Raw genomic sequence first — 25,036 nt, 5'->3', positions numbered from 1 at the left:
AGCCAGGGCGTGTTCCCGGTCAGCTGCGAGGCCGCGACGTGGGTGGCGGCGAAGACGATGAGGATGCCTGCGAGGACGCGGGTGGGGGAGAACCGGTGGGTCAGGCGGGGTGCGATGACAACGCTGGTCAGGGCCAGGCCGATGCCGAATCCGGTCATGACCAGGCCGATGCCGATCGCAGACATGCCCAGCGGGTAGGGGACGTAGGCGAGGGTGACAAAGAAGGATGAGTTGTAGAAGAACGCCACGATGCTCAGCGCCAGGATGGACGGGGTGGCGAGGGCCTTGAACGGCGCTGCCACATGGCTCTTCTCCGCCGGCTTACCCGAACCACGGACGAAGACCAGGAGTGCGACAAGCCCGATCGCCAGCAGCGTGGCCGTGCCCCAGAACGGGACCATCCAGGAAATATCGCCGAGCAGGCCGCCTACCAGGGGGCCGATGGCCAGGCCAAGGCCCAGGGCTGCTTCGTAGAGGATCACAGCCTGTCCTGCGGTTCCGCCGCTGGCTGAAATGATGGAGGCCAGCGCGGTGGACAGGAACATTGCATTACCCAGCCCCCAGAGGGCCCGGAACGTGATGATTCCCCCGATGTCCTGTGAGACTGCGCAGCCAATGGCCGCGATGGCGATGACCCCGAGGCCGATCATCATGGTGCTGCGCGTTCCGATGCGCGAGGAGAGCCAGCTGGTGAAGAACATGACCACTGCCGTGACCACCAGGTAGCTGGTGAAGAGGAACGAGGTCTCGGTTGGTGTGGCGTTCATGGCTTTGGAAATCGTTGGCAGGATCGGTCCCACCAGTCCGATGCCCATAAAGGTCACCATAGATGCGAAGGCCACCGCCCACACCGCGGGAGGCTGGCGGAACAGCGAGGATTTCACCGCCTCAGCTTCCATCGAAACGTTGGCAGTAGTGGGCAGGGCCATGGGAGATCTCCAATCAAAAGGATGGGCTACTTCAATAGTACACCTGTAAACTACCCATAAATTACATGTGGTCTACAATGGAGGAGTGACTACTTCCGAACAGCAGGACACTGACTTCATCACCCGGCTTAGAGCAAGCTGGAAGGAGGCGATGCCGCATGTCGACACGACGCCCATGGAGACGTTGGGACGCATGAACCGCATCAGTTCCCAATCGATTCAGCTGCTGGACCAAATCCTTGCGCCCAGCGGCGTTTCCCGGTCGGAGTTTGACGTTCTGTGCGCCCTGGCCCGGAGCGATCGGCCCTTGCGCGCCAATGAGGTGACCGCGCAGACCATGCTCAGCGGCGCGGCAACCACCAAGCTGACGGCACGTCTGGAAAAAACCGGGCTCGTCACGCGCGAACGCCTTGAACGGGACGGGCGCGGCATTTTGCTGACGCTGACTGAGGCCGGCAGAACACTCGTCGAGACCCAGTTTCCCCGCTGCCTGGACGGCGACAAGCAACTGCTTCAGGGACTGAGCGAGGACGAACAAACCACCCTCGCCGTGCTGCTACGGAAGATCTCCAACAATGCGGCACGCGCCCTCACCGGCTAAACACAAACGCCCATCCCTCTTCCTGTGATGTTTCTGGTGGGATATAGGTATCAACGCGCGACATCGGAGTCGCTCGCTTCCGCGAGCAGCTGGTTCGAAGGCAGTTGCCAAGATGCAGCGTTGGGCGCTGCGTCCGGCCGTGCACCGCGCTGCGAGACGGCCTGAGGCGAAGCGCCTGTCACCGATGTCCTGACGCGGCGGCCTTGGGGCGGCGTCATGAGTGAGGCCAGTTCCACCAGGGGCCGGGGCGCCTCAACGAGCGAGTCCCAGGCATAACTGTCCCGGGTATCCACGAGGAAATTCATCGCTTGCTGAAGGTGAACGGGTTCACAATTGTGCACGCCTGTGACGGTGAGGAGGCGCCGAACCATGCGTTCGGGGTCCATCGCGACGGCGGGTCCCGGGGACACAGACCCGGCCAGCACCAACGGGCCGCCGGTGTCGAGGGCCGCCAGTGCGGAGGTAACCGCGGATTGTGCGCCGGAAAGTTCCACAGCGACATCGAACGCGGCACCGTCGGTGTGATCACCCGGGTTGCTGGTGCGGGTGGCGCCGAACCTGCTGGCCAGTGCGAGGCGTTCGGGGATGAGGTCGCGGACCTCCACCGACGCGGCACCCTGGACTGGGCCGCGGCGTAGGCGGACGGCGCCACGGCCAGGTCGGAAAGCTCATCCGGAACCGACACGAGGGTGATGCCCCGGAGGAGGTGGATGTGTGAGGCGTAGCCGCCGGAGAGGGCCCACCCGCTGTTGAGTGGTTCGTGGCCGGTTTTGAGCAGGGTCCGGCATTTGGCACTCATGCCGGCCTTGCAGCGGTCACAGTGCCCGCAGTAAACGGTGACGCTCCAGACCACGCGGTCCCCTACGGCGAGTTCCCGGCCGAGGTAGTCGCGGACACTGCCTGCGCCGGTGGCGGCGATGCGCCCTACCGCTTCATGGCCGAGGATCGCGGGGAAGGGGCCAGGCCGGCGGCCGGAGACGGTGTGCATATCGGACCCGCACACGGTGGCCAGGTCGATGTTGGCCAGGGCTTCACCGGGGCCTAATTCCGGTGGCGGCAGCTCCAGGGCCTGGAATTCCTGTGCTCCGGTCCAGACCTGGGCGGAAATGGTCAGTGGACGGGTTTGCGTATCCATGCGGAAAGCCTTTCATCGTGGAGACGGTGACGAACCTGACCAGGGTCTGTCAGGACCCGGGCGGGCCCTGGACCGGCGCATCGGCGGCTCACCTGCCGCCCGGAAGAATCCTGGCCGGAAGAACGCAGACTTGTCCCGGCTGTTCAGGGCCGGGGGTGCTAGTAGGTGAGCAGTTTGCGGAGGAACACTTCGAATCCCACGATGATGAGCACGACGGTGATGACCAGCAGCGTGAATGTTGCCACGACGTTTTCTTGGCTCAGCTGGGCAGCATTGAACATCGCCTGGCCCACTTGGAATTTCGGCCGAAACTTGGAACATGCCCGATTCTTTCGTCTCGTGGATGTCTTAGACGAAACGCCGATAACGCACGTTTTCGTCCGGTAGAAGCGAGTCGTCCTGGTCGGCGGCGACGTCGTGGCGAATTTGCTGGGCCTTCTCACCCCGGGAGGAACGGGCGCCATGTCATGCGCTTGCTGGGACATTTCTACATGAAGGACAGAAGTCAAAGACCCACATGTTGACAGAGGAAGACACTCAGCTGGAAGCAGGAGGCACCCCGATGGCAAGTCGGCACTTTCAACCGACTCACCTTTTACTCACCCCCAATCAACGACAAAGGACGAACATTCATCACTCATCGCAGAGCCCAGAAACCGCTAGATTCCGGGCAAAACGGGACCCGCACCGCTCGTTGAAAGGCACCTAAACCTAAAGCGGGGGTCGTCAGTTCGAATCTGACAGGAGGCTCCAAGAACCCCTTCATTCCGGCGATTTTGCCCGGAACGAAGGGGTTTTTCGTGCCCATACGACAGGGCACGACACGCTTACTACACGCTTTCGAAAAGGAGTGCGACGCCCGCCGCGGGCTTGGCTGCATAGAGACCAGAGTGCAGACAAGCAAAAAGACCCAGGGACCGGCACTGGACCAGGGCAACGCGGCCCCGCTTCAGACTACCGAGGAGGTGGCCTCATGGCTGCGGGTCGCTCCTAAGACCCTCCTCAATTGGCGCTCCGACGGCATCGGTCCGGCGGCCTTGAAGCTGCACGGCGTGGTGCGTTATGACCGGGCCGCAGTAGAAGCCCGGATCAGTGCCACTTCCAAGGCAGCGGTCTGATGGGGCGCTCAAACCTTCCGGTTGGCGCTTGGGAACGGTCCACTCAAAGAAAGACGAGGCGTCCGGAAAATGGAGTGCCAGCTGTAGATTCCATGGCTGGGACGGTGTCACTCGGACCTACAGTAAGTTGGGTCCGACCAAGGGCAAGGCTGAGACCGCGCTGCTGGCGTCCATGAAGGAGCGCCAGCAGCGTGCAGGCCGGGTAGCCGAGAACCCTTCGCTAAACGTCGTCGCTGGGAAGTGGCTTGCCAGTATCGAGGTTCCCGAAGTCGTCGTTGACGTCATCGGGAACATGGTCGAGGCCGACGGTACTGGTGGCATCCGTCGCCAGACTCGGGACCAGTATTAAGGCCTCGTTGTCGGCTCATTAAGCCCGCGTACGGGTTGACGAAAATTAGGGCAAGCACGCGGAACGACAGCAAGAGGCCGCCCGCCAGGGCGAAGTGAGGTGCCCCTTGCAACGGTCACGCGGCGATCATGGCGTTTACCACGGGAACCCGCAGCGCCTCCCGTGGCTTTCTACGCTTGGGGCTGCCCCCGGGTCTTCAGATGGCGGAAGTGGCGCCGTGATTTTCGCGAGACTGCACCCCAGGAAATCAGTGCAGCCCAATAAATGTTCAGAAAAGTGATTGATTTCATAGAACCTAGAATCTAGACTCTAGGGAAGCGTCCAAAGGAGGGCGCCACCGAGAGGAATTCGATGTCACTTGCACTAGCCGCGCTGTCCCATGCGCCGTCGTTCGGAAATGTCGACCCGGGCGGGGCGATCTTCGCCGAGATCAACGACGCGATTGCCGATGTCCGCTCGTTCGTCGAGGACTTTGCCCCCGACGTCACGGTGATCTTCGGCCCCGATCACTTCAATGGCGTCCTGTATTCGATGATGCCGCCGTTCGCCATTGGCGCCCAGGCCGTCGGTGTCGGTGACTATGGAACTTCAGCAGGCCCTCTTCCGGTCGACTCCGAAGTGGCGCGGCAGCTCCACGCGCTGACGATTGCCCAGGGGATCGATATAGCCCGTTCGGAACGCCTTGAAGTGGACCACGGTGTTATGCAGCCGTTGGAGTTCATTTTCGGCTCGGATTCCATCCCGCCGTTCGTGCCTGTGTTCGTGAATGCGCTGGGCAAGCCACTCACTCCGATGGCCCGCATCCGCTTGATGGGTGAGGCGATCGGGCGGGCGGCCCAGCAGTTGGATAAGCGGGTGCTCCTGTTAGCTTCCGGAGGGCTGTCCCACAACCCGCCGATTCCCGTATACGACGGCTCGCCGGAACCGGTCCAGCAGCGCCTTGTGTCCTACTCGCCCTCGAAGGAGGACCGGGCTGCCCGGGAAGGAAAGATCATCGAAGGCATCCAGGCGATTGCCGATGGACGTGCATCCAGTGCGCCCCTCAACACCGATTGGGACCATAAGTTGCTCAAGGTCTTCCGATCCGGCTCCATGAGCGAAGTCGACAGCTGGGACAATGACGAATTCATCGCTGACGGCGGAAGCGCCGCCCATGAGATGCGTTCGTGGATTGCAGCGTTCAGCGCCCTCTCCACCGTGGGTGACTACAGCATGGTGGTGGATCGCTACTGGCCCGTGGAAACCTGGGGCGCTGGATTCGGCATCACCGCGGCACTTCCTCTCGCAACATGATGCAGGCAACGATGTGGGAGCAGATCGCTGACCTGCCCCACAGTATTGAATACCTCCAGGTTGGACAGTGGCGGACCCGCGTCCTAACCATCGGATCGGGGGAACAGACCCTTATTCTCCTCAACGGCACGAGCGGCCACATCGAAGCATGGACCCACAATGTGCGCGCGCTGGCCCAAAACTACCGCGTCATCGGCTACGACTACCCCGGTCACGGCTTCTCGACGCTGGCCGAGTCAGACCTCGAGATTCCAGACTACGAGGAACACCTGCTGGAGCTTCTCAACGTGCTCCGATTGGACCGGGTGCACCTCCTCGGTGAATCGTTGGGAGGATGGGTGGCCATCAAATTCGCCGCACATCATCCCGAACGGCTGCTCAGCGTAGTACTGAGTGCGCCAGGTGGCCAGATGATTGGCCGCACCTCGATGGACCGGGTAAGCCCGGTGAGCCGGAAGGCCGTGGAGGACCCCACTTACGAAAACGTCAAGGCACGCCTGCAAGTGGTCATCCACGATCCGGAACAGATCACCGATGAACTCGTCGAGGTGCGCCGTTCCATCTACGCGCAGCCCGAGTTCATCCGCTCCATGGAACACATCATGGCACTCCAGGTGCCGGAGATACGTAGCCGAAACCAAGTCACCGAGGCGGACTACGCGGCGATCCCTGTCCCGGCTCTACTCGTATGGACCGACCACGAACCGAGTGGGGGCATCGAGGCGGGAAAGGCGCTTGCCGAAGCCATTCCCGACGGCGAGTTTGCACTGATCTGTAACGCCGCACATTGGCCGCAGTGGGAAGACCCTGCCACCTTCAATGACAGAACACTCGACTTCCTCCGCAGAAAGGGCTGAAAGATGCCGGACATCATCAGGGAGATCGCTGGAGATCTCTACAGTGCGCGCACGACCCGCACGCCTATCGAGTTCGTACGCCATCGCCTGCCGGACAACGACAAGGATGCGGCCTACCGGATTTCCGAGCTCGTCACCCAGCAGCGGGAGGTTGCAGAGGGCCGCCGCCGAGTGGGCCGGAAGGTTGGGCTGACCAACCCGATGGTGCAGAGGCGGGCCGGAGTCGACGAGCCCGACTACGGGATAATCCTCGACGACATGACTTTCGAGTCGCCGATCGAGCGGCCGGCTTCAGCGTACTTCCATCCAAAAATCGAGGCCGAGATCGCGTTCGTCCTGAAGTCGGACATCCTGGCCTCCGACCTGGTATCCATCGAAGCGGCCATTGACTACGTCACGCCTGCAATGGAGCTCGTGGATAACCGTTACTTCGACTACCAGATGAGCATTGTGGACACGATCGCCGACAATGCGGCCTGCGAAGGCATCGTTACAGGACCCGTTCGGATCCCGTTTGGCGAAATCGAGCTCAAGGATGTCGAGATGGTCCTGTATCGCGGCGATGAAGAATTGACGCGCGGAACGGGCTCAAATGTCATGGGGGATCCGATCAACGCGATCCGGTGGCTGGCCGAGACGTCCATCAGCATCGGCAAGCCTCTGCGCGCAGGCGAAATCCTGCTCTCCGGATCCATCGGGCTCATTGTCGACTGGGATCCAAACATCACCTATACCGCTAAGTATTCGCACGGCCTGGGAAGCGTCGTCGCACACCTAAAGGAGACCGTTGATGCGTGAAATCGACGTTGACACCAGGGTGGCCATCGAGCAGCTCGTCGCAGAATTGTTGTGGCGGCTTGATCACGGCCGTGCGGACACCACCTGGGAGCTTTACACCGAAGACGCCGTGTCGACCGGTCCCCTCGGCGACATGGATGGACGCGAAGCCATCAAGGAATGGGGGCAGCGCAGGGCAAAGATCACGGGTGTCGTTGGGAGACACCATGTCGGTGGCATCCGCTTGGCCTGGGACGGCGATGAGCTGCATGGCTGGACCCAGTACGTGACGTACCGCGATTCCTCTGAAGACCCCTTGGTGCCCGCAAGCGTGGGGGAATTCCAAGAGGTCTACCGGAAAGTCGATGGGACCTGGAAGATTGCGCGGCGGAACATTGCGCCAATCTTCGGTGGAACCAACGCCGCAGCGCATGCGAAGCGGCTCGCCGAAAGCGGGTCCCAATGAAATGGGACATGCGCGGCGGGCAGCCGCCGGCGCTCCTGCATCAGGCCCTCCCGTCGCTATCGGTGACCGAGTGGGCCCTCGCTGCCGGGTATGACGGCGTGGTCGTCGACCTGCAACATGGCGAGATCGGGGTGGACACGGCCTGCACGATGCTGCGCGCAGCACCCCGGGACGGTGCTTACAGCTACGCCCGGGTGGGCAGCCTTGATCCGGCTCCCATCCTGAGGTTGCTCGACAGCGGCGCCCGGGGGATCATTGCCCCCACGGTTGAGTCGGCAGACCAAGCGCGGATGCTAGTCGAAGCCACAAAGTATCTGCCAGTTGGCAATCGAAGCCTCGGCCCCAGCCGCCCCAACCTGTACAAGGGCATCTCCTACACAGAAGCGGGGAACGACACTGTATCCACTATCGCCCAGATAGAGACAGCATCCGGCGTCGACCAGGCGGAAAGCATCACCTCAACTCCCGGGATCGACTCGATCTACATCGGGCCAGCTGATCTCGCAGTCTCGTACGGCCTCCCGGGCCGAGGGGACTGGGATGACGGGCCTGTTCGCGATGCCATTGTGCATCTATCCGCGTTGACCAGGTCACACGGTGTGACGCTGGGCATCTACTCCGGATCAGGCACCTACGCGGCAGACCTTTTGGAACGGGGCCTGATCGATTATGTAGGCCTCGGTATCGACCTTATTTTCCTGGGCCGCGCGGCCCAGGAATCAATTCAGACCCTGAGGGGTGCAAAATGAGCGACCGCAAGGACGTAATTATCATCGGAGCCGGCCCGGTAGGGCTGACTCTCGCCAATCTGCTGGGTCAGCTCGGGGTGAGCACGGTCGTTTTCGAAGGCCGTGACGAACTTATCGACTATCCCCGTGCCGTGGGCATCGACGACGAAGCGCTGCGGACGATGCAGACGATCGGCCTTGTGGACAAAGTGCTTCCGCATACTGTGCCGGATCAAAAGATCCGCATCATCAACGGTGAACGCAAGATACTTGCCGAGATCAACCCAACGACGAGGGAGTTCGGGTGGCCGCGCCGCAATGGCTTCGTCCAACCCCTCGTGGACAAGGTGCTGCTCGACGGGCTGGACCGTTACCCGCACGTCGAAGTGCGCTTTGGCTGCCAAGTTGCCGGCTTCACATCGGATTCCGACGGCGTGACGGCAACCATCAATACGAAATCAGGCGAAGAACAGGTGACTGGCAGCTACGTTGTCGGCTGCGATGGTGGCCGGTCGTTGACCAGGCAGCACCTCGGCTTGGCTTTTGAAGGCGAGACGCGGTCCACGCGCGGACTTGTCATTGACGTGGACAATGATCCCATTGGCACTCCGCACGCGGTCTTTGGCGGGGACCCGAGCCGCGGGTACGCGACGCTCAGTCTGCCTCATGGCATCAGGCGCTGGGAATTCACCTTGTTTGAGGGCGAATCGGAGGAACTTGCCGAAGACGACGCCTTTGTGTTCTCCCTCCTTGCCGCGCATGTGCCCAATCCAGCGGGTTTGAACATCATTCGCCGTCGCGTCTACGCCCACCACGCCCGTGTAGCCGAGAAGTTCCGCGTAGGACGATTCCTCTTGGCCGGGGATGCTGCCCATGTGATGCCGGTAGTGGCAGGGCAAGGCTGGAACTCCGGCATCCGTGATGCACTCAACCTGGGCTGGAAACTGGCCGCAGTGGTCCAGGGCAAAGCCAGCGACAAACTCTTGGATTCCTACGAGGGTGAGCGTCGTGCGCATGTAAAGGCCATGGTGGCGTTGTCGTTGAATATGGCGAACCTCGTCACCGACCACAACAAACTGCGCACGGCGGTGCGCGACATGGCAGCGGCCGTTGTAGACAAGATGCCGAAGGCCCGCGCGCGGCTCAACAGCCAGGGTTACAAACCGATGCCCAAGTACGAGCACGGCGTCGTGGTTCCGTCCGTGCTCCCCACGTGGAAGGCGTTGCCTGACCGGGCGGATGCCCCGCGCGCAGTGGGCATGTTGTTCCCGCAGCCCACGGTCCGGAACGAGGAAGGCTGTTCGGTCCTTCTGGACGACGCCACCGGCCAGGGATGGCGGGTCATCGTCTGGAACAACGATCCACGGGCGTTCGTCAGCGAGGCTGAGGCGCAGACGCTGGCAGGTCTCGGCGGAAACCTGGTGCACGCCGTGCCAGCCACGCAGCTGACGTGGGCGAAGGCTGCGGCAGCGCCGGGGGTTCGAGTGGTTGGCGACGAAAGCGGCCTTTTGAAGGCCTGGTTCGACGAGAGGCCCTTCTCCGCGATCGTTGTGCGGCCCGACCACGTGGTCGCCGCGGAGTGCATCGCCCAGGAACTGAACGATGTTCTCAAGAAAGTATTTAGCGTGGCTGACGTCACATTGGCCCATCAGAACGCATAATAGTTTTACGAATGCATAATCCGTTGACAAAAACTTAATCAAGAAATACTGTTGCTGCAACTCGCCAGAACAGGCGGTAGGCGGGAAGGCCCGCGCAGCGTTCACTCAAGGGAGAGCGAATCCTATGAACATCAAGAAAACCCGTGCAGCGGCCGTTGGTGCCATGGCACTTGCACTGACACTTAGCGGCTGTGCGTCCGGATCTGTAGACGGCAGCGCCTCCACGGCAGCCACGAGTGGCTCCGCCGGGCTCATCAAAGTCAACTACGGACTGTTTCCGTCCAGCACCGTTGCAGCGCTCCAGGTTGCCATCGACAAGGGCTACTTCGAAAAGCAGGGCATCGACCTCAAATTGGTCGTGGGTGCGGGCAGCAGCGCGGCACAGTTGCCCGCTCTCGCAACCGGGGAGCTGGACTTCATGCTGGCCAGCCCGGTCACAGCCCTGACGGCAACCACGCAAGGCCTCGATGTCCGTATCGTTGACGGTGTTACCCAGAACGACCCCAAGACCGTGGAAGACTCCACCGCCGTAGTAGTCGGTGCCAAGTCGACCATCAAGAGCGCCCGTGATCTCGAAGGCAAGAAGGTCTCGGTCAACGCACTGGGCAGCATCGGAGAAATCGGCATTCGTGAAGCCGTGGCCAAGGATGGCGGGGACCCGGCAAAGGTGACGTTCGTCCAGCTGTCATTCCCCGAGGTTGCAGCTCAGATCGAAGCCGGCCAGATTGACGCAGGGATGGCGGGTTCGCCCTTCATGCAGCAGGTAGTGGCCAAGGGCGGCCGAGTGGTCAGCGACTTCATCCATGACACAGGCCTGGGCGCGAATGAACTCGTGACGATCTCCAGTGGCAAACTCGTTGACAGCAACACTGACCTGGTCAAGCGGTTCACTGCGGCCACGAAGGAAGCTCTGCCGTTCCTGACTGCGAACAATGATCTGGTCCGCGCGGCAATGCCCGCTGCGCTCGGCACCGATCCGGCCGCAGCGGCGAAAGTACAGCTCTCCCTCTACAACCCGGACGTCTCCAAAGAGACCATCCAGTTGTTCGCGGATTTGCTCGTCAAATACGGCATCGTGAGCACCAAGCCAGACGTTGACAAGGTGATCTGGAAGCCGTAACCCCGCTGTCGGGGCCGCTCGTCGGCCCCGACCGCATACTGATCGCAACAACTGAGAGCAGAACAAAACCGTGGAAACGCAAACTCCAACCCGCAGCCCAGTGGCTGTGAGCACCCTGCCTACGCGGGAGCACAGAGTGCGTCGTGCTGCCAGGTGGACTGCTGTCGGGCCCTACGTCCTGGGTGTCGCCGGCATCCTCGCCGCACTAATCGTCTGGGAACTCTACTCAGCCTTTGGCCCGGTCAGTCAGCACCACCTGCCACCACCGTCGGTGGTGCTTCCAACATTCTTCACCAACCTGACCTTCACCCAATTCTGGCTGACCATGGGCCAGACGATGTGGGCATGGCTCCTGGGGCTCGGCATCGCCACCCTCGGTGGTGTCGCAGTTGGCCTGCTCATCGGATCCAGCAACTTCCTGCGGTCTGCGACGCACACTACTATCGAGTTCCTCCGCCCCATTCCGGCCGTGGGACTGATCCCCTTGGCTGCGCTGCTGTTCGGACCGAGGATCGGCGCCGAGCTCATGATCGTCGTTTACGGTTGCTTCTGGATCATCATGATCCAGGTCCTTTACGGCATCACCGATATCGACAAGGTGGCAAATGACACAGTTCACACCATGCGGATGACATGGCTGCAACGGGTCCGTCACCTCGTGTTGCCCACGCTTTTGCCATACCTGATGACCGGCATTCGGATCGCGGCCACAGTCGCACTGATCCTCGCGATCAGTTCCGAGCTCATCGTTGGCACGCCGGGGATCGGCCGGGCGGTCGCGCAGGCCCAACTCAACGACAACCCGCCAGCCATGATCGCCCTTATCCTCACATCCGGTCTGCTGGGCATCCTGGTAAACCTGATATTCCGCTTCATTGAGCGCAAAGTGCTCTTCTGGCACAGCTCAGTCCGTTCGGAGGTGGCGGTATGATCGCCCTCAAACGCATAGGTATCTGGTTCGGCCTGCCAGTCATCCTCATCGTCATCTGGTGGGCGGCCACAGCCCAGGGAGTGAATTTCTTCGTCCCCAAACCGGACAAGCTGGCCAGCACTTTTGGCAAGGTGTGGTTCAGCGAAAGGTTCTTCACGGACGTTCTCCCCAGCATGGGGCGACTGTCCATCAGCCTCGTGATCTCAATAGTGCTCGGGGTGGTCCTCGGAGTCGCGATTGGGCTGTCCCGCAATTTGCGCTGGCTTCTCGAGCCGCTGCTCGAATTCATCAGGGCGGTACCCTCAACGATCCTCATTCCGGTTCTGCTACTGCTGATCGGTATCAATGACACGATGAAGGTCACCGTCATCGTCCTCGGCTGCCTCTGGCCCATCCTGCTGAATACTGTGGAAGGCGTGCGGTCCCTTGATGAAGTCCTGAAGAATACCGCCCGTGTCTACGGCCTTCGGGGATTCGACCGCATCCGCTACCTCGTGCTGCCGGGGGCCTCGCCGCTCATTATGGCCGGCATCCGCCACAGCCTCGCGGTCGGCCTCATCCTCTTGGTCGTCTCGGAGATGTTCGCTTCGACCGACGGCATAGGCTATTCGATTATTAACTTCCAAAACCGCGTCGCGATCCCGGAAATGTGGAGCGGCATCGTTCTCCTGGGAATCATAGGAGTGCTGCTGTCGGTAGCTTTCCAAGCGATCCAGAAGCGCGTTTTGGGATGGTACTACGGTCTAAAGGAGGCCTCGAATGACGGCTAACAAGTCGGAAGTCCGACTCAGTGTCCAGCAGTTGCGCAAGGTCTATGGTGTAGGCAGCCGCAACGAAGTAGAGGCCGTAAGGTCCCTCACCTTCGATCTGCATGCCGGCGAGTTCGCCTGCCTGGTGGGGCCGTCCGGTTCGGGGAAAACGACGCTGCTGAAATGCATCGCGGGCCTCCTGGATCCCACATCCGGCGAGGTGGTGCTCGATGGCCGGCGCGTTGCCGGCCCTGCCGAGGGCATGGCAGTGGTCTTTCAGGAGTACAGCCGCAGCCTGTTCCCTTGGCTGAGCGTTGAAGACAACGTCGAGCTGCCGCTGAAGACCTCCGGCGTGCCCAAGGCTGAACGCAAGGCCCGTGTCAGTGAGGCGCTCGAGGCCGTCAGTCTCTCCCACGCGACCAAGAGCTACCCGTGGCAGCTCTCCGGTGGCATGCAGCAGCGCGTCGCAATTGCCCGTGCTGTCGCCTCCAACCCCAGCGTGCTTCTCATGGACGAGCCCTTCGCAGCAGTCGACGCACAAACCCGCGGAGAGCTCGAAGACCTCGTCCGCGACGTCTGGAAGCGCCTTAATATGACGATTCTCTTTGTGACCCACGATATTGACGAGTCCGTCTACCTTGCGGAGCGGGTGCTGGTGCTCTCGAGTTCGCCGACCATCATCCAGGCCGACCTGCACATCGACCTTCCGGACGTGCGCAGCCAGGCTGACACCAGGTCGCTTCACCGCTTCGGCGAACTGCGCCATCAGGTCTACGAGGAAGTTCAGTTCGCCAAGATCAACCCGGGTGGCGAACGGGCGACAGCCCGCGGGGAGTTGCGCGCATGAGCCCCCGGGCGGGCGCCGATGTCGGCAGTAATGGAGCAGCCAAGCAGGAGGCGGGCAAACGACGCCGGGTCCACCAGTCCACTCCGGAGAATGAACGCGCCATTCTCGAGGCAGTCCTGCAGCTCGCGGTGAAGGTGGGCTACGAGGGTACAACGATGGCTGAGGTGGCCCGTGTGGCCGGTTTGCCGATCGGGTCAGTTTACTGGCACTTCGAGAACAAGGAAGGCCTGTTCGCCGCGCTGATCGACTACTGCTTCGAAAACTGGAAGACGCGTCACCGGGGACCGGAAAACAGGGTCATTCTCCGCACGAGCATCGCCGGATCCGCAGCTAATTCCGCCGACCCGGCGAACGCGCAGGAAGCATTCTGGATCATTGGACTGCTCTTTGCGCTGGAGAAGCGGCTGGCGGGGAACGCTGCACGCCAGAAATACCTGGAAGTGCGCGAGGAGATGTACGAACTCATGGTCGAGGCTGTCACTCCGGGTATCCCCGCCGCAGCCTTGCGCGTGAAACCAGACCTCGCCCGGAAGGTCGTTATGCTTGGCCGGGCCCTGACGGACGGTTTTTACATATCGGCATCCGCCGGGGACGAGATCGACTTTGCCGAGGCGGCGGAGCTGTCTGCGCTGGCCATGGATAAGCTCGTCCAGCACTACGCCGACCTTGGGGCCGCGGCGGATCAACCATGACCGGTTCGGACCGGGTAGCCCTGGTGATTGGCGGCGGCCGCGGCATTGCAGCCGCCGCGGTCCGCGCACTGGCAGGCGATGGGTACCGTATTGCTGCACTTTCGCCGTCCGGGAGCGCGATGGACCTGGCCCGCAGCCTGGGCGGGGTTGGAACCAAGGGTTCCAACCGGTCCGTGGCGGACCTGAAAGCAGTCACGGACTTGGCGCTGACCACTTACGGACGCATCGACGTCGTGGTTAACAGTTCCGGACACGCAGCCAAAAAGCCTGTACTGGAGATTAGCGACGAGGAGTGGGCAGAGGGTTACGAGACGTACCTTCTCAGCGTCATCCGCATGACTCGAATCGTTACTCCGCTCCTGGTTGCTGCAGGCGGTGGGGCGATCGTCAATGTCTCCACGAGTTCCCCCTACGAGCCCAATCCCAACTATCCGGTCTCCGGCACTTTCCGTGCGGCTCTGGGTACTTTTACCAAGTTGTATTCCGACGAGTACGGGCCAGCTGGAATTCGGATGAACAATGTCCTTCCAGGCTTCACCAAAGAGGATCCGAGCACTGTGCCGGCGGAATGGACCACCCGAATACCTTTGCGCAGGGCTGCCAGTACGAAAGAGGTGGCCCGCGTGATCCGGTTCCTCGCCAGCGACGAATCCAGCTACATCACAGGACAGAACATCCGAGTGGATGGCGGTGCGTCCCGCTCCGTTTAGGGGCCGACGCTGAAAGAAAGGTTATAGCTATGTCACTTGGTGCGATTGCCGAAATGGGCTATCTCGCAATGCGGACCCGCGACTACGATGAGTCGCTCGAGCTGGCGACTGACGTCCTCGGTCTGCGAATGACACTCAACGACGACGACCGGGCGTATTTGTCCGCGGCGGACCGTCACCACGAGCTCGTCTACGTGAAGGGTGAGGAGGACGGCATTGACCATATTGGCCTTGTCGCGGACAGCCCGGAGGGTTTGGAGATCATCCGCAAACGCCTTGAGGCAGCAGGCTTTCCCAGCCTTACGCGGAGCCCTCTGGAACGCCAGATCGGCGAAGGGTTTGCCGTCATGGGCCCTGAAGGGTACGTCTTCCACATCTATGTCGGAATGAAGTCGTTCCAGCATGGTCCGTCCTCCTTCGGGCCAGACAGGTACGGCCATATCAATATCCACCCGCAGAACCCGACCGTCATGAAGGATTTCCTGGTGGATTTCCTCGGTTTCAAGGTCTCGGACGTCATCGGCAAGGACTTCGGCTATTTCCTGCGCTGCAACCCGGACCACCATGGCATCGCGCTCATCAAGGGACGCGGCACACTGCACCACCATGCATGGCAGACGCAGTCTGTGGCTGACCTTGGACGGTTGGGGGACCGGTTATTTGCCAGGGGCCGTCGACTGATCTGGGGACCGGTCCGTCATGGCGCCGGCCACAACATTGCTGCTTATTACGTCGAGCCCAACGGCACAGTGGTCGAGCTGTACACGGACCTTGAGCAGATCCACGAAATTGACCGTCCTCCCATCGAGTGGAGCCAGGACGACCGGACGTGGTTCAACCGGTGGGGCGTCTACAACGGCGAGGATTTCCGGTCGCATGGAGTTTTCCCACTCGCTTTGGGCTAAGCGGTTGCCGTGCCGTCCTCACTCCTGCGACGGCGCGGCCTCTGCCGTGGCGCGGAATTCAGCATCTTCAATGATGTCGATGGTGCGCATGTAGTGCTCGCGCAGCAGCTTGGTGGCCGTGACGGAGTCGCGCCTTATGGTCGCGTCGAGGATGGCCCGATGCTCAGCCTCAATGTCCCGGGATTGGGCACGCTGATCCGGAGCAGTCCAAAGCCGGTACAGTGCAGTCGCTTCGCCCAACGTTGCGGCGAAGTCCTGCAGCAACGGGACGCCGCACGCTTCCAGGAGCTTGGCATGGAAGGCCTGGTGGGCTATGAACCATTCGGAGGTGATGTGGTTCGGATCTTCAGTGCCACGCCGGGGCGTCCGCTCGAGAAGGTGGTGCACGGCCAGGAGGTCTGATTCCCAGGCCACGTCACCTCGCTCGATGGCCAGGGTCAACCCGTATTCCTCCACCCGGCAGCGAAGTTCCCCCAGGCTACGCAATTCCTCCAAGGAGTATTCCGAGATGAAGAAGCCCCGGTTGGGGCGGAATTGCAGCAGCTTCTCGCCTGCCAGCCGCACCATTGCCTCGCGGACCACAGTAGAGCTGGCGCTGTACCGCTTGGTCAGCTCGCCAATCTGCAAGTTGGTACCAGGAGCCCATTGTGCAGCAAAGATGTCGGCCCGCAGCTTCCCGCGGACCCCTTCACTGATCGTCTCTGCATTCGCTTGTCGTGCCATGGGATAAGACTACACAAGCGCAATACTCGTATAGGAATGCATTGTTGACTCAATAATGCATTCTCGATACAGTTCGAGAACACCGAGAATTTGGCGACGGCAGACGCCGTCGAACCCCGAAAGGACCAAACATGCGTTACGCGAGTTACCTAACCCCCGCCGGGCAGCCGACTTGGGGCATCGAGATGGACGGGCAGCTGCTCGACTTGGGGCCAAGCGGCGCCAACCTCAGTCCTTCACTTCAATCAGCGATCGTGGACGGCCTTCTTGCAACGACGCCGGAGTGGGGCAACGCTCCCGTCCAGCAGGTTGAAGGAACCCAGTTCCTCCCCCTCTTGTCCACCCCGGGCAAAGTCATCTGCATCGGTGTCAACTACCGAAGCCACCGCGAAGAAACCGGYCGGGCCAACGTCGAAAAGCCCACCGTGTTTGCCCGCTTCGCTGACACGCTGGCAGCACATGGTGCCGACCTGCCGATTCCCCGTGAAAGCACCATGTACGACTACGAAGGCGAAGTCGCATTGGTGGTGGGAGCGCATGCCGACCACGTCAGTCCAGAGGATGCATGGGATTTCGTCGCAGGCTACGCCGCGTTCAACGACCTCAGCGCCCGCGACTGGCAGCGCCACAGCGGCCAGTGGACGCCGGGGAAGAACTTCCCGCTCAGCGGGGCCTTCGGCCCCTACTTCATGACTGCTTCCGAGGTGGGAGACGTCACGGAACTCGTTGTCGAAACGCGAGTCAACGGCGAAGTGCGCCAACGCGCTGCTGTTTCGGACCTCATCTTCGATATTCCCGCCATCATCGAGTACGTAACGGCGTTCACGCCGCTCGCCCCCGGTGACGTGATCGTCACCGGCACCCCTGGCGGAGTTGGACTGTTCATGGAGCCGCCCACGTTCCTGGCTCCGGGCGATGTCGTCGAGGTCGAGGTCGGCAAGCTGGGCACCCTGCGCAACGTCCTCGTCGCCTGAACATGCGTGCAGGTAACGGCATGGATAGGTTCGATGTCGCGGTGGTCGGCGCTGGTCCGGTAGGTCTGACTGCAGCGCTGTTGCTCGCCGACGGCGGTGCCCGCGTCGCCCTGCTCGACGCCGCCACCGAGCCGATGGACTTGCCACGGGCAATCAGCATCGCTGACGAGACATTTCGGACCATGGACCGTTTGGGGCTCGCCGAGGCCTTGAAGGCGGAGTCGCTGCTCGGCACAGGCAGCCGCTACTTTGGGTTGAACGATCGACCCCTTGCCTCGTCCAAGCCGGTTCCTTCGCGGATCGGGCATCCGGCGAAATCGCAGTTCGATCAGCCTGTCCTGGAGGAGCTCCTCTGGAACAAAGCGCGCACCGACGAGCGCATCACGTTCTTCGTGGGCGCCGAAGTAAACGCGGTCGCCCAGGACTCGGACAAGGTATCCGTCGGATATCAGTCGGCGGCCGGCAACGGCACTGTCGCCGCCTCCTGGCTTGTGGGCGCCGATGGTGGCCGCAGTTTCGTCCGCGAGGCACTCGGCATCGACCTTGTCGGGTCCACCCAGCAGGAGCGTTGGGTGGTGATTGACTTGCTCAATGTTCCGGACTCGCGCGAACCCTACGCCGAGTTCCATGGCAACGGGACCCGCCCATACGTCCTCGTCCCCGGGATCAAGGGGCGGCTGCGCCTGGAGTTCATGCTTTTCGATCACGAAGATGCGGATGAGATGACCGCGCCGGCCAAAATACTTGACTTGTCCCGGCCTTTCCATCCGGAAATTGGGTCCGCGGACGTCAGGCGTGCCGTGGTCTATGTCGCCCACCAGCGCATCGCGCGTACCTATCGTTCGGGTCGCTCCTTCCTCATTGGCGATGCGGCGCACCTCATGCCACCCTTTTCCGGTCAGGGGCTGAACGCAGGGTTGCGTGACGCCAACAATCTCAGCTGGAAGCTGCTGGCAGTACTCCGCGGAGCAGGCACTGACCGCCTGCTGGCAACGTACGAATCCGAACGCCGCACCCACGCAGCCAAGATGGTGAAGATTTCGCGCAGGACGGGAGCCGTCGTCATGGCGGTGGGTTCCATCAGGACCAATTTCAGGGATATCGCGTTCCGTGCAGTCAGCCTTATCCCCGCAGTTCACCGGTATCTGGGGTCGATGCGATTCATCACCCCGCCGGACTACCGCAACGGTGTGGCGGTGAGGGCGGGCAGGGATGTAGATCGCCGCGTCGCTGGATGGGTCGGTTTCGCACTGAGCCAACCTCTGGTAACGGAGCGGGACGGCGAGACCGCACTTCTCGATGCCTACCTCGGCGAAGGTTGGACGCTTCTGACCTTGGAAGCCGAAGGCGGGGGCTTCATCACGCCGAACCCTTTCTGGACCGCGCTCGGCGCCCGCCGGCTTCGCCTGGCAGGGGTACCTTCGACGCCGGCAGCGGAAGATGGTTCGCTTCTGCGCGACGCCGGACGGGTTCTCGCAATACCCGGTCTTTCGAAGCCGCACACCGTGGTGGTTCGTCCAGACCGGTATGTCGCGGCCGTCTTCACGGACGAAAGTGAACAGTCAGTCATCAACAAGCTGCGTTCGTACGTCGATCCCGTTTCACGGCGCTGAAAATCCAAGGAGGAAGAGAATGCCCAGCATGCAGGAATCGCGGTCCGGGACCGCGCAGTTTGATGATCTCTATTCGGAGCTCAGCTCGGAGCCTATCGTCGAGGACGATGACTTTCTGGCGAAGATGGTCGCCCAAGCGGAACTTCCCGTACTCCTTGCCGCGATCGCTGCCGCACGCGACGATACAACGTTCCTCAGCCAGGACCTTCAGCCTCCGTTGAGCCTGGTGGACACCGAGCCCCACCCGCACGGTGGCATGTCCTCCGAGCAGCAGGAACGCGCAAGGGTGCTGGCGTTGGCGGGGCTGCGCGAACTCCGGGACAAGGAAATCACGTCAGTTGATCTGCTCCCCGATGAGACAGTCACCGATCTCCTGCGCTTCCTCACCGGGGGCCGCGAGGATTGGTACAGCTCGCTGAAGCATGAGCTTGCCCTTGCTGCGGACAAAGGAGGAGCTCCTGAATGGCACTTCGACGACGTGTCCGACGGCCGCGATTTCCCAGTTCTCATCGTGGGTGCCGGGATAGCCGGCATCGCTGCGGCGCACCGGTATTCGCAAGCTGGGGTACCTTTTGTGGTGGTTGAAGATGCTCCAACCCTTGGCGGGACGTGGGCCAAGAACTCCTACCCCGGTGTCCGGCTCGACACCCCAACCTTCGGATACTCATACTCGTTTGCGCAGCGTGGCGACTGGCCGCACCAATTCGCCAGGGGAAACGATGTTCTCGAATATGTCCGTGATGTCGCGGAACGCGCCGGTGTCGTTGGAAATATCGAGTTCTCCACCCGCCTGATCCGGATGCGGTGGGACGAGTCCTCCCGCGTGTGGAAGGCGACCACCCGTGACGCCGCAGGGCAGGAGCAGACAAGGACCTTCGCTGTTGTCGTCAGCGCTCTGGGGCAATTGGACCGCCCCAATATTCCGGACTTTGAGGGCGCCGACGAGTACCGCGGAGTGACCATGCACTCACAAGAGTGGTCACACGATGTGGATTATGCAGGGAAGCGCGTTGCCGTTATCGGCACAGGCGCGAGCGCGTACCAAATTGTGCCGGAGCTGGCCGGGGACGTAGCGGAGCTGGTGCTTTTCCAGCGCTCCGCGCCGTGGATGCTCCCCGCACCGAACTACCACGACGACGTCACGGATGCCTTCGCGTGGCTGCGGCGGAAGGTGCCGCATTACGCCCAGTGGTACCGCCTCTGGGTGACACTGCAGGGTATCCCCGGCCGCATGCACACCGTGACGGCAGAGGAGGGCTGGGAAGGTGCACCTTTGAGCGTCTCCCGCAAGAACCAGGAGGTTCGGGAGGTGCTCATCGAGCGGCTCGCTGACCAGTATTCGGACCGCCCCGACCTCCTTGGGCACGTCGTTCCAAATTACCCGCCGGGGGCAAAGCGCATGCTCCGTGACAACGGAGTCTGGGCAGCTGCCCTTAAGTCAGCGCACACCACGCTGGTGACTGCGGGTATCGATCGATTCACCGAACGCGGGATCATCGATGCTGATGGTGTGGAGCATGAAGTGGACATCGTTGTCTTTGCCACCGGGTTCAAGCCGTCGGACTACGTCGATGAGGTAGAGGTGGTTGGTCGCAACGGAGTGGAGATCCATGATTTCTGGAAGGGCGATGCCCGGGCGTACAACGGAATCACGGTGCCCGGCTTTCCTAACTTCTTCCTGTTGTACGGCCCCAACGTTGGAGGTGTGGTGGCAGGCAGCCTGCACTTCATGATTGAACGGGCGGTGGAATTTTCCCTCAAATCTGTCTACGAGGTACTGCGGAAGGGCGCATCCGCGATTGATGTACGACCCGCCGCCCTGGACCGTTTCGTGGACTGGATCGACGCCGGGAACCGCCGGATGGCATGGGGACAGCCGTATGTGCACTCCTGGTACCAAAACGCGCACGGCCGTGTCTCTCAAGTCTGGCCTTATACGAACGTGGAGTACTGGCGGGCCACCGAGGAGGTCAGCGAAAGCGAACACGAGTTCATAGCGTGAACTGTATGCGCGTCATTCCCACCTTGCAGGGTGACCTGCACGCTCATCTGCACGCAGGAGTGATCGATGTGCGCGGCGTTCGCTATGGGAAACGTAGGGATGACGTGCGATTCGGCGAAATCGGCGTGGTGTCGTCGGGCGAGCTGCAGAGCCCGCCCGCTGCCTTCCCGCAGACGCCTGGTGTGCTCGACGGCCTCCTCGGGCCGGCGCTGAATGAACTCCCGCAACAGGAAGACGCGTTTCAGCTTCGTATCCAGGCACCTGTGAATGCTCAAGGGCTTCCCGTTTTGTTTTTCGTTCCCGGGGGCGGCTTCACAACGGGGTCGGGCGAAACACGATGGTACAAATCGGTGGAGCTCGTGAGCCAGGGGCGCATCGTCCTCGTCACCGTGAACTACCGTATCGGCGTGCTGGGGCACTTTGGTCCTCTGGGGGACCCGGCAGAGTCGACCAGGCCGGTCCGCGATCTGCGGGCTGCGCTGGCGTGGGTGCGGGAGAACATCGCCTCCTTCGGCGGAGACCCCGCTCGCATCACTCTTGCTGGTGACTCCGCGGGGGCGTGGTACGCCTACGCCCTGAGTACGGACCCCGGTCTGCGCGGCTGCGCCGCGCAGACCCTCCTGATCAGCATGCCTCGGCTCGCACCACTGCCCGTGGATACTTGGCTTCGACACCGCGCGGCCTTAGTCGATGCCCTCGGGTCGGCATCTGCGCTCCTGACCGCGCCCGTGAGCGCGGTTCTGGACGTACAGACGCGTGTACGCGCAGGGCTTCCGGGCTTCCCCTTCATGCCTGCAGAGTCAGCTGACGCACCGCCGGGGATTGCACGTTATGCGACCTCCGCATCGATGCTTCATACGAGCGCCGTACTCGTCGTCACGACAGCCGAGGAGTCTGCAGGATTCCTTCGCAGTAGGCCTCGCGACGAGTTCTTGGCAGAAAACGTCGAGCGGTTCATCGACCAAACATTCACAAACCCCGCAGCCGTGACGGCAATGCTCGACGCTGATGGCGTTGAGCCCGATCTGTACCTGCGAATGGTGCATGCCGCGACGTTAGCCCAGTTCCGTTCCACAGCACTGGAGATCGCCACGCATGCACCTGCCTCTGTGCAGGTGGTGAGGCTGGATCATCGCAGCAAGCTCAAGGCAGCCTATGCACCACACTGCTTTGTCCTGCCGTTCCTGTTCGGTAATGCCACGCAGTGGCGGGACTCACCCATGCTCGAGGGTGCCTCAGTGTCAGAATCCGCACGCATCACCACCGCCATGCGGCAGCTGATCACTGAATTCGTACACAGGGGAGTATCAGAGGATGACCGGTACGATCCTAGAGCTCCGCATTCATTGATCATTGGGGGTGACGGCATCCACCTTGAGCCGGCAAACGACGCCGGGTTACATGTCAGGGAGCCGTGAATCTCACTCCTCAATGGTCTTACGACGTCATCGACCCAAAAAGGTCCTCAAGCAAAGGCTCGTGCCGCTAGGACGACTCCGCAGCATAACCGTCCGAACATCGGTCTCGCAGACCTCCACACCCAGCCGCCAGAGCTTTCAGGTTATCTCCGCTAAACGGGGCCCGTTCCGAGAGGAAAAATCGATGCACATCATCGCCGATTTCAAGATCCAGCGAAAAGCAGAATTGTACGAAAAGCTCGACGCTGCAGTCGCTGCGGCTCGGGCTGATGAATACTCTGACAAGAGACACGGCCTTCTCGTGACGCGCCACGACTTTGGCCATTTCTCCGTGGCTTTTTCGCCAAACGTCCCGTTAGGACTCATCCTCGAGGACGATCAGGCCCGCCGAATCTAAGCTCGGGGAGATCCCGTAGCGCTGATCCAGGTACCGAGTTCACTCAGCGTCTGTGCTGAGATCTGGTGGCCCCCGGCGTCGCGGCGGGTGTGGACGCTGGCGGAAGACTCCGTGGTCAGGTACTCCCAGGTCCGGGCGAGCAGCTCAGCCGGGATGACCCGGTCCTGGTCCCCGTGGGCGACAAATACGGGAAGGCCGGCCAACCTTGCGGCCGTGACAGGTACTCCTGCATCGAACGGCAAGGTGCCGTAGAGGATGGCTGCACCGGAGTAGCGGTTCGGATCGTCCAGGATGAGGCCGCCGGCAAACGCGGCGCCGCCGCTGAAGCCCACCAGGATGACGGGCCGGCCGGCGGGGGCGAATCCATCGAGCCAGCGCCGGAACCAGGCCATTTGTTCGGCCAAGGACTCGGGAGTGGGCCGGCCGATGCCCCGGTTGGCAAACCAGGCATAGCCGTTGCCCTCGGCGATCGGGGCTCGAACGGCAGCGTAGGCGAAACTCTGCGGGAGGTGGGCTGCCAGGCTGAGGATTTCGCGCTCATTGGACCCCCGCCCGTGCAGCAGCACCACCAGGGGTGCGGACGGATCGGTTGCCCCTGCCGTCGCCACAACGTGCTGGGCACTCGCGGAGGGTAGGCCGGGGTCGGCGGGGAGGTTCATGAGTAGTCCTTCGGGTTGGGGCATAGTCTTTAGTTGAAGCTACAACTAGTAGAACACATAACCTGTCTGTTTGCCCACACTATTGCCTAAGTGGTGGGGCAATGACCTAAACTGCTTCACTGAGGTGCCTGAAATGGTGCCGCGCAGCAACGAAAGTGAACCCCGTTATGGCTACCGATTACGACGCTCCACGCAAGACAGACGACGAGTCTTCCGCCGAGTCGCTGGAGGCACTTCAGGCGTCCCGCGGCGGCAACGCCCAGACCGCCGTCATCGACGTCGAGGAGAACGATACGGCCGAGGGCATCGACCTGCCTGGCGCCGATCTTTCCGGCGAAGAACTGACGGTTGTGGTTGTTCCCGAGCAGTCCGACGAGTTCACGTGCTCGTCCTGCTTCCTGGTCCGGCACCGCTCCCAGATTGCCCGCGAAAAGAACGGCCTGAAGTACTGCATCGAGTGCGAAGGCTAGGACCTTATACGCCCCTCAAGCGCGAACCGAGCCCCGTCAGCCTATCGGCCGGACGGGGCTTTTGCGTCTCCACGGCGCAAACGCGACGGAGCCCCGTGCGGCCGGGTCCGCCGTCGTTATGGTGCATAACGACGGGATGCAGAAATGGCGTTAACAGCGTTTCTTTGGGCGGCAAATAGTCGCCGGAATTACTCCAGCGTGACCGGCGAAGGCCGTCCCTAACGGTTCCGCGCCGAAGCGGCCACAACCCTTATTTACGGCCCCGGAGCCACCTACGCTTGAGGTACCGAATCACTCGAAGGGTGGCCCACAATGAAAAAGTTTCACACGTGGCTAACGGTCATTTTGGTGGCCGTTGGATTGGGTTTCCTGGCTCCGGGGCCCGCCTCGGCAGCAACATCGTACTGCGGACTCGCCTGGGGGTCGCTGGCTAAGACAGAGCCGGGGATGAGCGCCGCATCCGTCACCAATGTCAGGACGGGGCAGCACTACTGCTTCGACCGGATGGTGGTTGATCTCAGCGGCCCCGCTGCCGGCTACACGGTCCGGTATGTTCCGGTGGTGGTGCAGGACGGTTCAGGTTTGGAGATCCCACTGCGGGGTTCGGCGTTCCTCCAGGTAACGGTGAACGCGCCGTCCTATGACAGCAGCGGCAACGCCACGTACAGCCCGGTGTCCCAGACCGAACTATCCGACGTGTCGGGCTACCAGACCTTCCGCCAGGTGGCGTACGCGGGCAGCTTCGAAGGCTACACCAGCCTTGGCCTGGGGGTCCGGGCCCGGCTCCCGTTCCGGGTCTTCACCCTGGACGGCCCCGACTCCGGCTCGCGCCTGGTGGTGGATGTGGCGCACTTCTGGTGACGGCCGGTTCACCGGCGTGACGGGCCGGCGTTGAGACCGTGGAAAACCCAC

28 protein-coding genes and 2 pseudogenes are annotated in these 25,036 nt (G+C 61.9%); 23 read left to right on the top strand and 7 right to left on the bottom strand.

Annotation, left to right across the window (positions count from 1 at the left end):
* The coding region (locus tag AC1DIM_RS16355; protein WP_477711551.1) for an MFS transporter at positions 1–929 on the bottom strand (929 nt) is incomplete at its 3' end.
* 85 nt (positions 930–1,014) lie between these two features.
* Here AC1DIM_RS16355 and AC1DIM_RS16350 point away from each other — a divergent pair.
* Positions 1,015–1,530, top strand: a complete 516-nt coding sequence (locus AC1DIM_RS16350) for a MarR family winged helix-turn-helix transcriptional regulator (protein WP_477711550.1) — start codon at positions 1,015–1,017, stop codon at positions 1,528–1,530.
* Between the two features lie 50 nt (positions 1,531–1,580).
* Here AC1DIM_RS16350 and AC1DIM_RS16345 read toward each other — a convergent pair whose 3' ends face one another.
* The 4 genes and pseudogenes from AC1DIM_RS16345 to AC1DIM_RS16330 all read right to left on the bottom strand — a co-directional run bounded on the left by AC1DIM_RS16345 (position 1,581) and on the right by AC1DIM_RS16330 (position 2,946).
* Complete coding sequence (locus tag AC1DIM_RS16345) at positions 1,581–1,823, bottom strand: hypothetical protein (RefSeq protein ID WP_477711553.1); 243 nt, start codon at positions 1,821–1,823, stop codon at positions 1,581–1,583.
* 60 nt (positions 1,824–1,883) lie between these two features.
* Positions 1,884–2,135: pseudogene (locus AC1DIM_RS16340) on the bottom strand (zinc-binding dehydrogenase); the annotation flags it as partial.
* A 110-nt stretch (positions 2,136–2,245) separates the two neighbouring features.
* Positions 2,246–2,665 (bottom strand): annotated as a pseudogene (locus AC1DIM_RS16335) (alcohol dehydrogenase catalytic domain-containing protein); the annotation flags it as partial.
* A 158-nt stretch (positions 2,666–2,823) separates the two neighbouring features.
* Positions 2,824–2,946: a hypothetical protein gene (locus tag AC1DIM_RS16330; protein ID WP_477711549.1), complete on the bottom strand. Its 123-nt coding sequence runs from the start codon at positions 2,944–2,946 to the stop codon at positions 2,824–2,826.
* A gap of 609 nt (positions 2,947–3,555) precedes the next feature.
* Here AC1DIM_RS16330 and AC1DIM_RS16325 point away from each other — a divergent pair.
* The 15 genes from AC1DIM_RS16325 (at position 3,556) to AC1DIM_RS16255 (ending at position 15,868) form a co-directional block, all read left to right on the top strand.
* Complete coding sequence (locus AC1DIM_RS16325; protein WP_477711548.1) at positions 3,556–3,783, top strand: helix-turn-helix domain-containing protein; 228 nt, start codon at positions 3,556–3,558, stop codon at positions 3,781–3,783.
* Positions 3,784–3,910: 127 nt separating this feature from the next.
* Positions 3,911–4,132 carry a hypothetical protein gene (locus tag AC1DIM_RS16320; RefSeq protein WP_477711547.1) on the top strand — a complete coding sequence of 74 codons (222 nt, stop codon included), beginning with the start codon at positions 3,911–3,913 and terminating at the stop codon, positions 4,130–4,132.
* Positions 4,133–4,483: 351 nt separating this feature from the next.
* A complete protein-coding gene (locus AC1DIM_RS16315) occupies positions 4,484–5,425 on the top strand; it encodes a 3-carboxyethylcatechol 2,3-dioxygenase (protein ID WP_477711546.1) in 942 nt (313 codons plus the stop codon).
* The gene (locus AC1DIM_RS16310) at positions 5,422–6,282 is read left to right on the top strand and encodes an alpha/beta fold hydrolase (RefSeq protein WP_477711545.1); all 861 of its coding nucleotides are present in this window, start codon (positions 5,422–5,424) and stop codon (positions 6,280–6,282) included. The genes AC1DIM_RS16315 and AC1DIM_RS16310 overlap by 4 nt, the downstream gene beginning before the upstream one ends.
* Positions 6,283–6,285: 3 nt before the next feature.
* A complete protein-coding gene (locus AC1DIM_RS16305) occupies positions 6,286–7,080 on the top strand; it encodes a 2-keto-4-pentenoate hydratase (RefSeq protein ID WP_477711544.1) in 795 nt (264 codons plus the stop codon).
* The gene (locus AC1DIM_RS16300; protein ID WP_477711543.1) at positions 7,073–7,525 is read left to right on the top strand and encodes a nuclear transport factor 2 family protein; all 453 of its coding nucleotides are present in this window, start codon (positions 7,073–7,075) and stop codon (positions 7,523–7,525) included. The genes AC1DIM_RS16305 and AC1DIM_RS16300 overlap by 8 nt, the downstream gene beginning before the upstream one ends.
* Positions 7,522–8,274, top strand: coding sequence for an HpcH/HpaI aldolase family protein (locus AC1DIM_RS16295; protein ID WP_477711542.1), 753 nt, complete (start codon positions 7,522–7,524; stop codon positions 8,272–8,274). The genes AC1DIM_RS16300 and AC1DIM_RS16295 overlap by 4 nt, the downstream gene beginning before the upstream one ends.
* Positions 8,271–9,914, top strand: a complete 1,644-nt coding sequence (locus AC1DIM_RS16290) for a bifunctional 3-(3-hydroxy-phenyl)propionate/3-hydroxycinnamic acid hydroxylase (protein WP_477711541.1) — start codon at positions 8,271–8,273, stop codon at positions 9,912–9,914. The genes AC1DIM_RS16295 and AC1DIM_RS16290 overlap by 4 nt, the downstream gene beginning before the upstream one ends.
* Before the next feature lie 124 nt (positions 9,915–10,038).
* Positions 10,039–11,034, top strand: a complete 996-nt coding sequence (locus AC1DIM_RS16285; RefSeq protein ID WP_477711540.1) for an ABC transporter substrate-binding protein — start codon at positions 10,039–10,041, stop codon at positions 11,032–11,034.
* A 106-nt stretch (positions 11,035–11,140) separates the two neighbouring features.
* Positions 11,141–11,965 carry an ABC transporter permease gene (locus AC1DIM_RS16280; protein ID WP_477711539.1) on the top strand — a complete coding sequence of 275 codons (825 nt, stop codon included), beginning with the start codon at positions 11,141–11,143 and terminating at the stop codon, positions 11,963–11,965.
* Positions 11,962–12,735, top strand: a complete 774-nt coding sequence (locus AC1DIM_RS16275) for an ABC transporter permease (RefSeq protein ID WP_477711538.1) — start codon at positions 11,962–11,964, stop codon at positions 12,733–12,735. The genes AC1DIM_RS16280 and AC1DIM_RS16275 overlap by 4 nt, the downstream gene beginning before the upstream one ends.
* Positions 12,725–13,561, top strand: coding sequence for an ABC transporter ATP-binding protein (locus AC1DIM_RS16270; RefSeq protein ID WP_477711537.1), 837 nt, complete (start codon positions 12,725–12,727; stop codon positions 13,559–13,561). The genes AC1DIM_RS16275 and AC1DIM_RS16270 overlap by 11 nt, the downstream gene beginning before the upstream one ends.
* Entirely contained in the window at positions 13,558–14,253 is a 696-nt protein-coding gene (locus AC1DIM_RS16265) for a TetR/AcrR family transcriptional regulator (protein ID WP_477711536.1), read from the top strand. Before AC1DIM_RS16270 ends, AC1DIM_RS16265 begins: the two co-directional genes overlap by 4 nt.
* On the top strand, positions 14,250–14,963 hold the full coding sequence (locus AC1DIM_RS16260) for an SDR family oxidoreductase (protein WP_477711535.1): 714 nt from the start codon (positions 14,250–14,252) through the stop codon (positions 14,961–14,963). Before AC1DIM_RS16265 ends, AC1DIM_RS16260 begins: the two co-directional genes overlap by 4 nt.
* Before the next feature lie 29 nt (positions 14,964–14,992).
* Complete coding sequence (locus AC1DIM_RS16255) at positions 14,993–15,868, top strand: VOC family protein (protein WP_477711534.1); 876 nt, start codon at positions 14,993–14,995, stop codon at positions 15,866–15,868.
* A gap of 18 nt (positions 15,869–15,886) precedes the next feature.
* Here the strand turns inward: AC1DIM_RS16255 and AC1DIM_RS16250 are convergent, their stop codons facing one another.
* Positions 15,887–16,591, bottom strand: a complete 705-nt coding sequence (locus tag AC1DIM_RS16250) for a GntR family transcriptional regulator (RefSeq protein WP_477711533.1) — start codon at positions 16,589–16,591, stop codon at positions 15,887–15,889.
* A gap of 131 nt (positions 16,592–16,722) precedes the next feature.
* Here AC1DIM_RS16250 and AC1DIM_RS16245 point away from each other — a divergent pair, with 131 nt between their 5' ends.
* From AC1DIM_RS16245 to AC1DIM_RS16225, 5 genes are all read left to right on the top strand, one after another.
* Positions 16,723–17,565, top strand: coding sequence for a fumarylacetoacetate hydrolase family protein (locus AC1DIM_RS16245; protein WP_477711532.1), 843 nt, complete (start codon positions 16,723–16,725; stop codon positions 17,563–17,565).
* A gap of 2 nt (positions 17,566–17,567) precedes the next feature.
* Positions 17,568–19,178: an FAD-dependent monooxygenase gene (locus AC1DIM_RS16240; RefSeq protein WP_477711531.1), complete on the top strand. Its 1,611-nt coding sequence runs from the start codon at positions 17,568–17,570 to the stop codon at positions 19,176–19,178.
* Positions 19,179–19,197: 19 nt separating this feature from the next.
* The gene (locus AC1DIM_RS16235; RefSeq protein WP_477711530.1) at positions 19,198–21,180 is read left to right on the top strand and encodes a flavin-containing monooxygenase; all 1,983 of its coding nucleotides are present in this window, start codon (positions 19,198–19,200) and stop codon (positions 21,178–21,180) included.
* 5 nt (positions 21,181–21,185) lie between these two features.
* Positions 21,186–22,598, top strand: coding sequence for a carboxylesterase family protein (locus AC1DIM_RS16230; protein ID WP_477711529.1), 1,413 nt, complete (start codon positions 21,186–21,188; stop codon positions 22,596–22,598).
* A 184-nt stretch (positions 22,599–22,782) separates the two neighbouring features.
* Positions 22,783–22,995 carry a hypothetical protein gene (locus AC1DIM_RS16225; RefSeq protein WP_477711528.1) on the top strand — a complete coding sequence of 71 codons (213 nt, stop codon included), beginning with the start codon at positions 22,783–22,785 and terminating at the stop codon, positions 22,993–22,995.
* On the opposite strand, the gene AC1DIM_RS16220 is transcribed toward AC1DIM_RS16225, so the two are convergent.
* Positions 22,992–23,654, bottom strand: coding sequence for an alpha/beta hydrolase (locus tag AC1DIM_RS16220; protein WP_477711527.1), 663 nt, complete (start codon positions 23,652–23,654; stop codon positions 22,992–22,994). The two genes, AC1DIM_RS16225 and AC1DIM_RS16220, sit on opposite strands and share 4 nt — an antisense overlap.
* A 167-nt stretch (positions 23,655–23,821) precedes the next feature.
* Here AC1DIM_RS16220 and AC1DIM_RS16215 point away from each other — a divergent pair, with 167 nt between their 5' ends.
* Positions 23,822–24,124: a DUF4193 domain-containing protein gene (locus AC1DIM_RS16215; protein ID WP_190991448.1), complete on the top strand. Its 303-nt coding sequence runs from the start codon at positions 23,822–23,824 to the stop codon at positions 24,122–24,124.
* Positions 24,125–24,436: 312 nt separating this feature from the next.
* Positions 24,437–24,985, top strand: coding sequence for an AMIN-like domain-containing (lipo)protein (locus AC1DIM_RS16210; RefSeq protein ID WP_477711526.1), 549 nt, complete (start codon positions 24,437–24,439; stop codon positions 24,983–24,985).
* Positions 24,986–25,036 lie beyond the last annotated feature (51 nt).

The sequence above is a fragment of the Pseudarthrobacter sp. 01T43 genome, from assembly GCF_056398665.1.
Note: the sequence above shows the minus strand (reverse complement) of the source record. Positions and strands in the feature narration are given on the sequence as shown.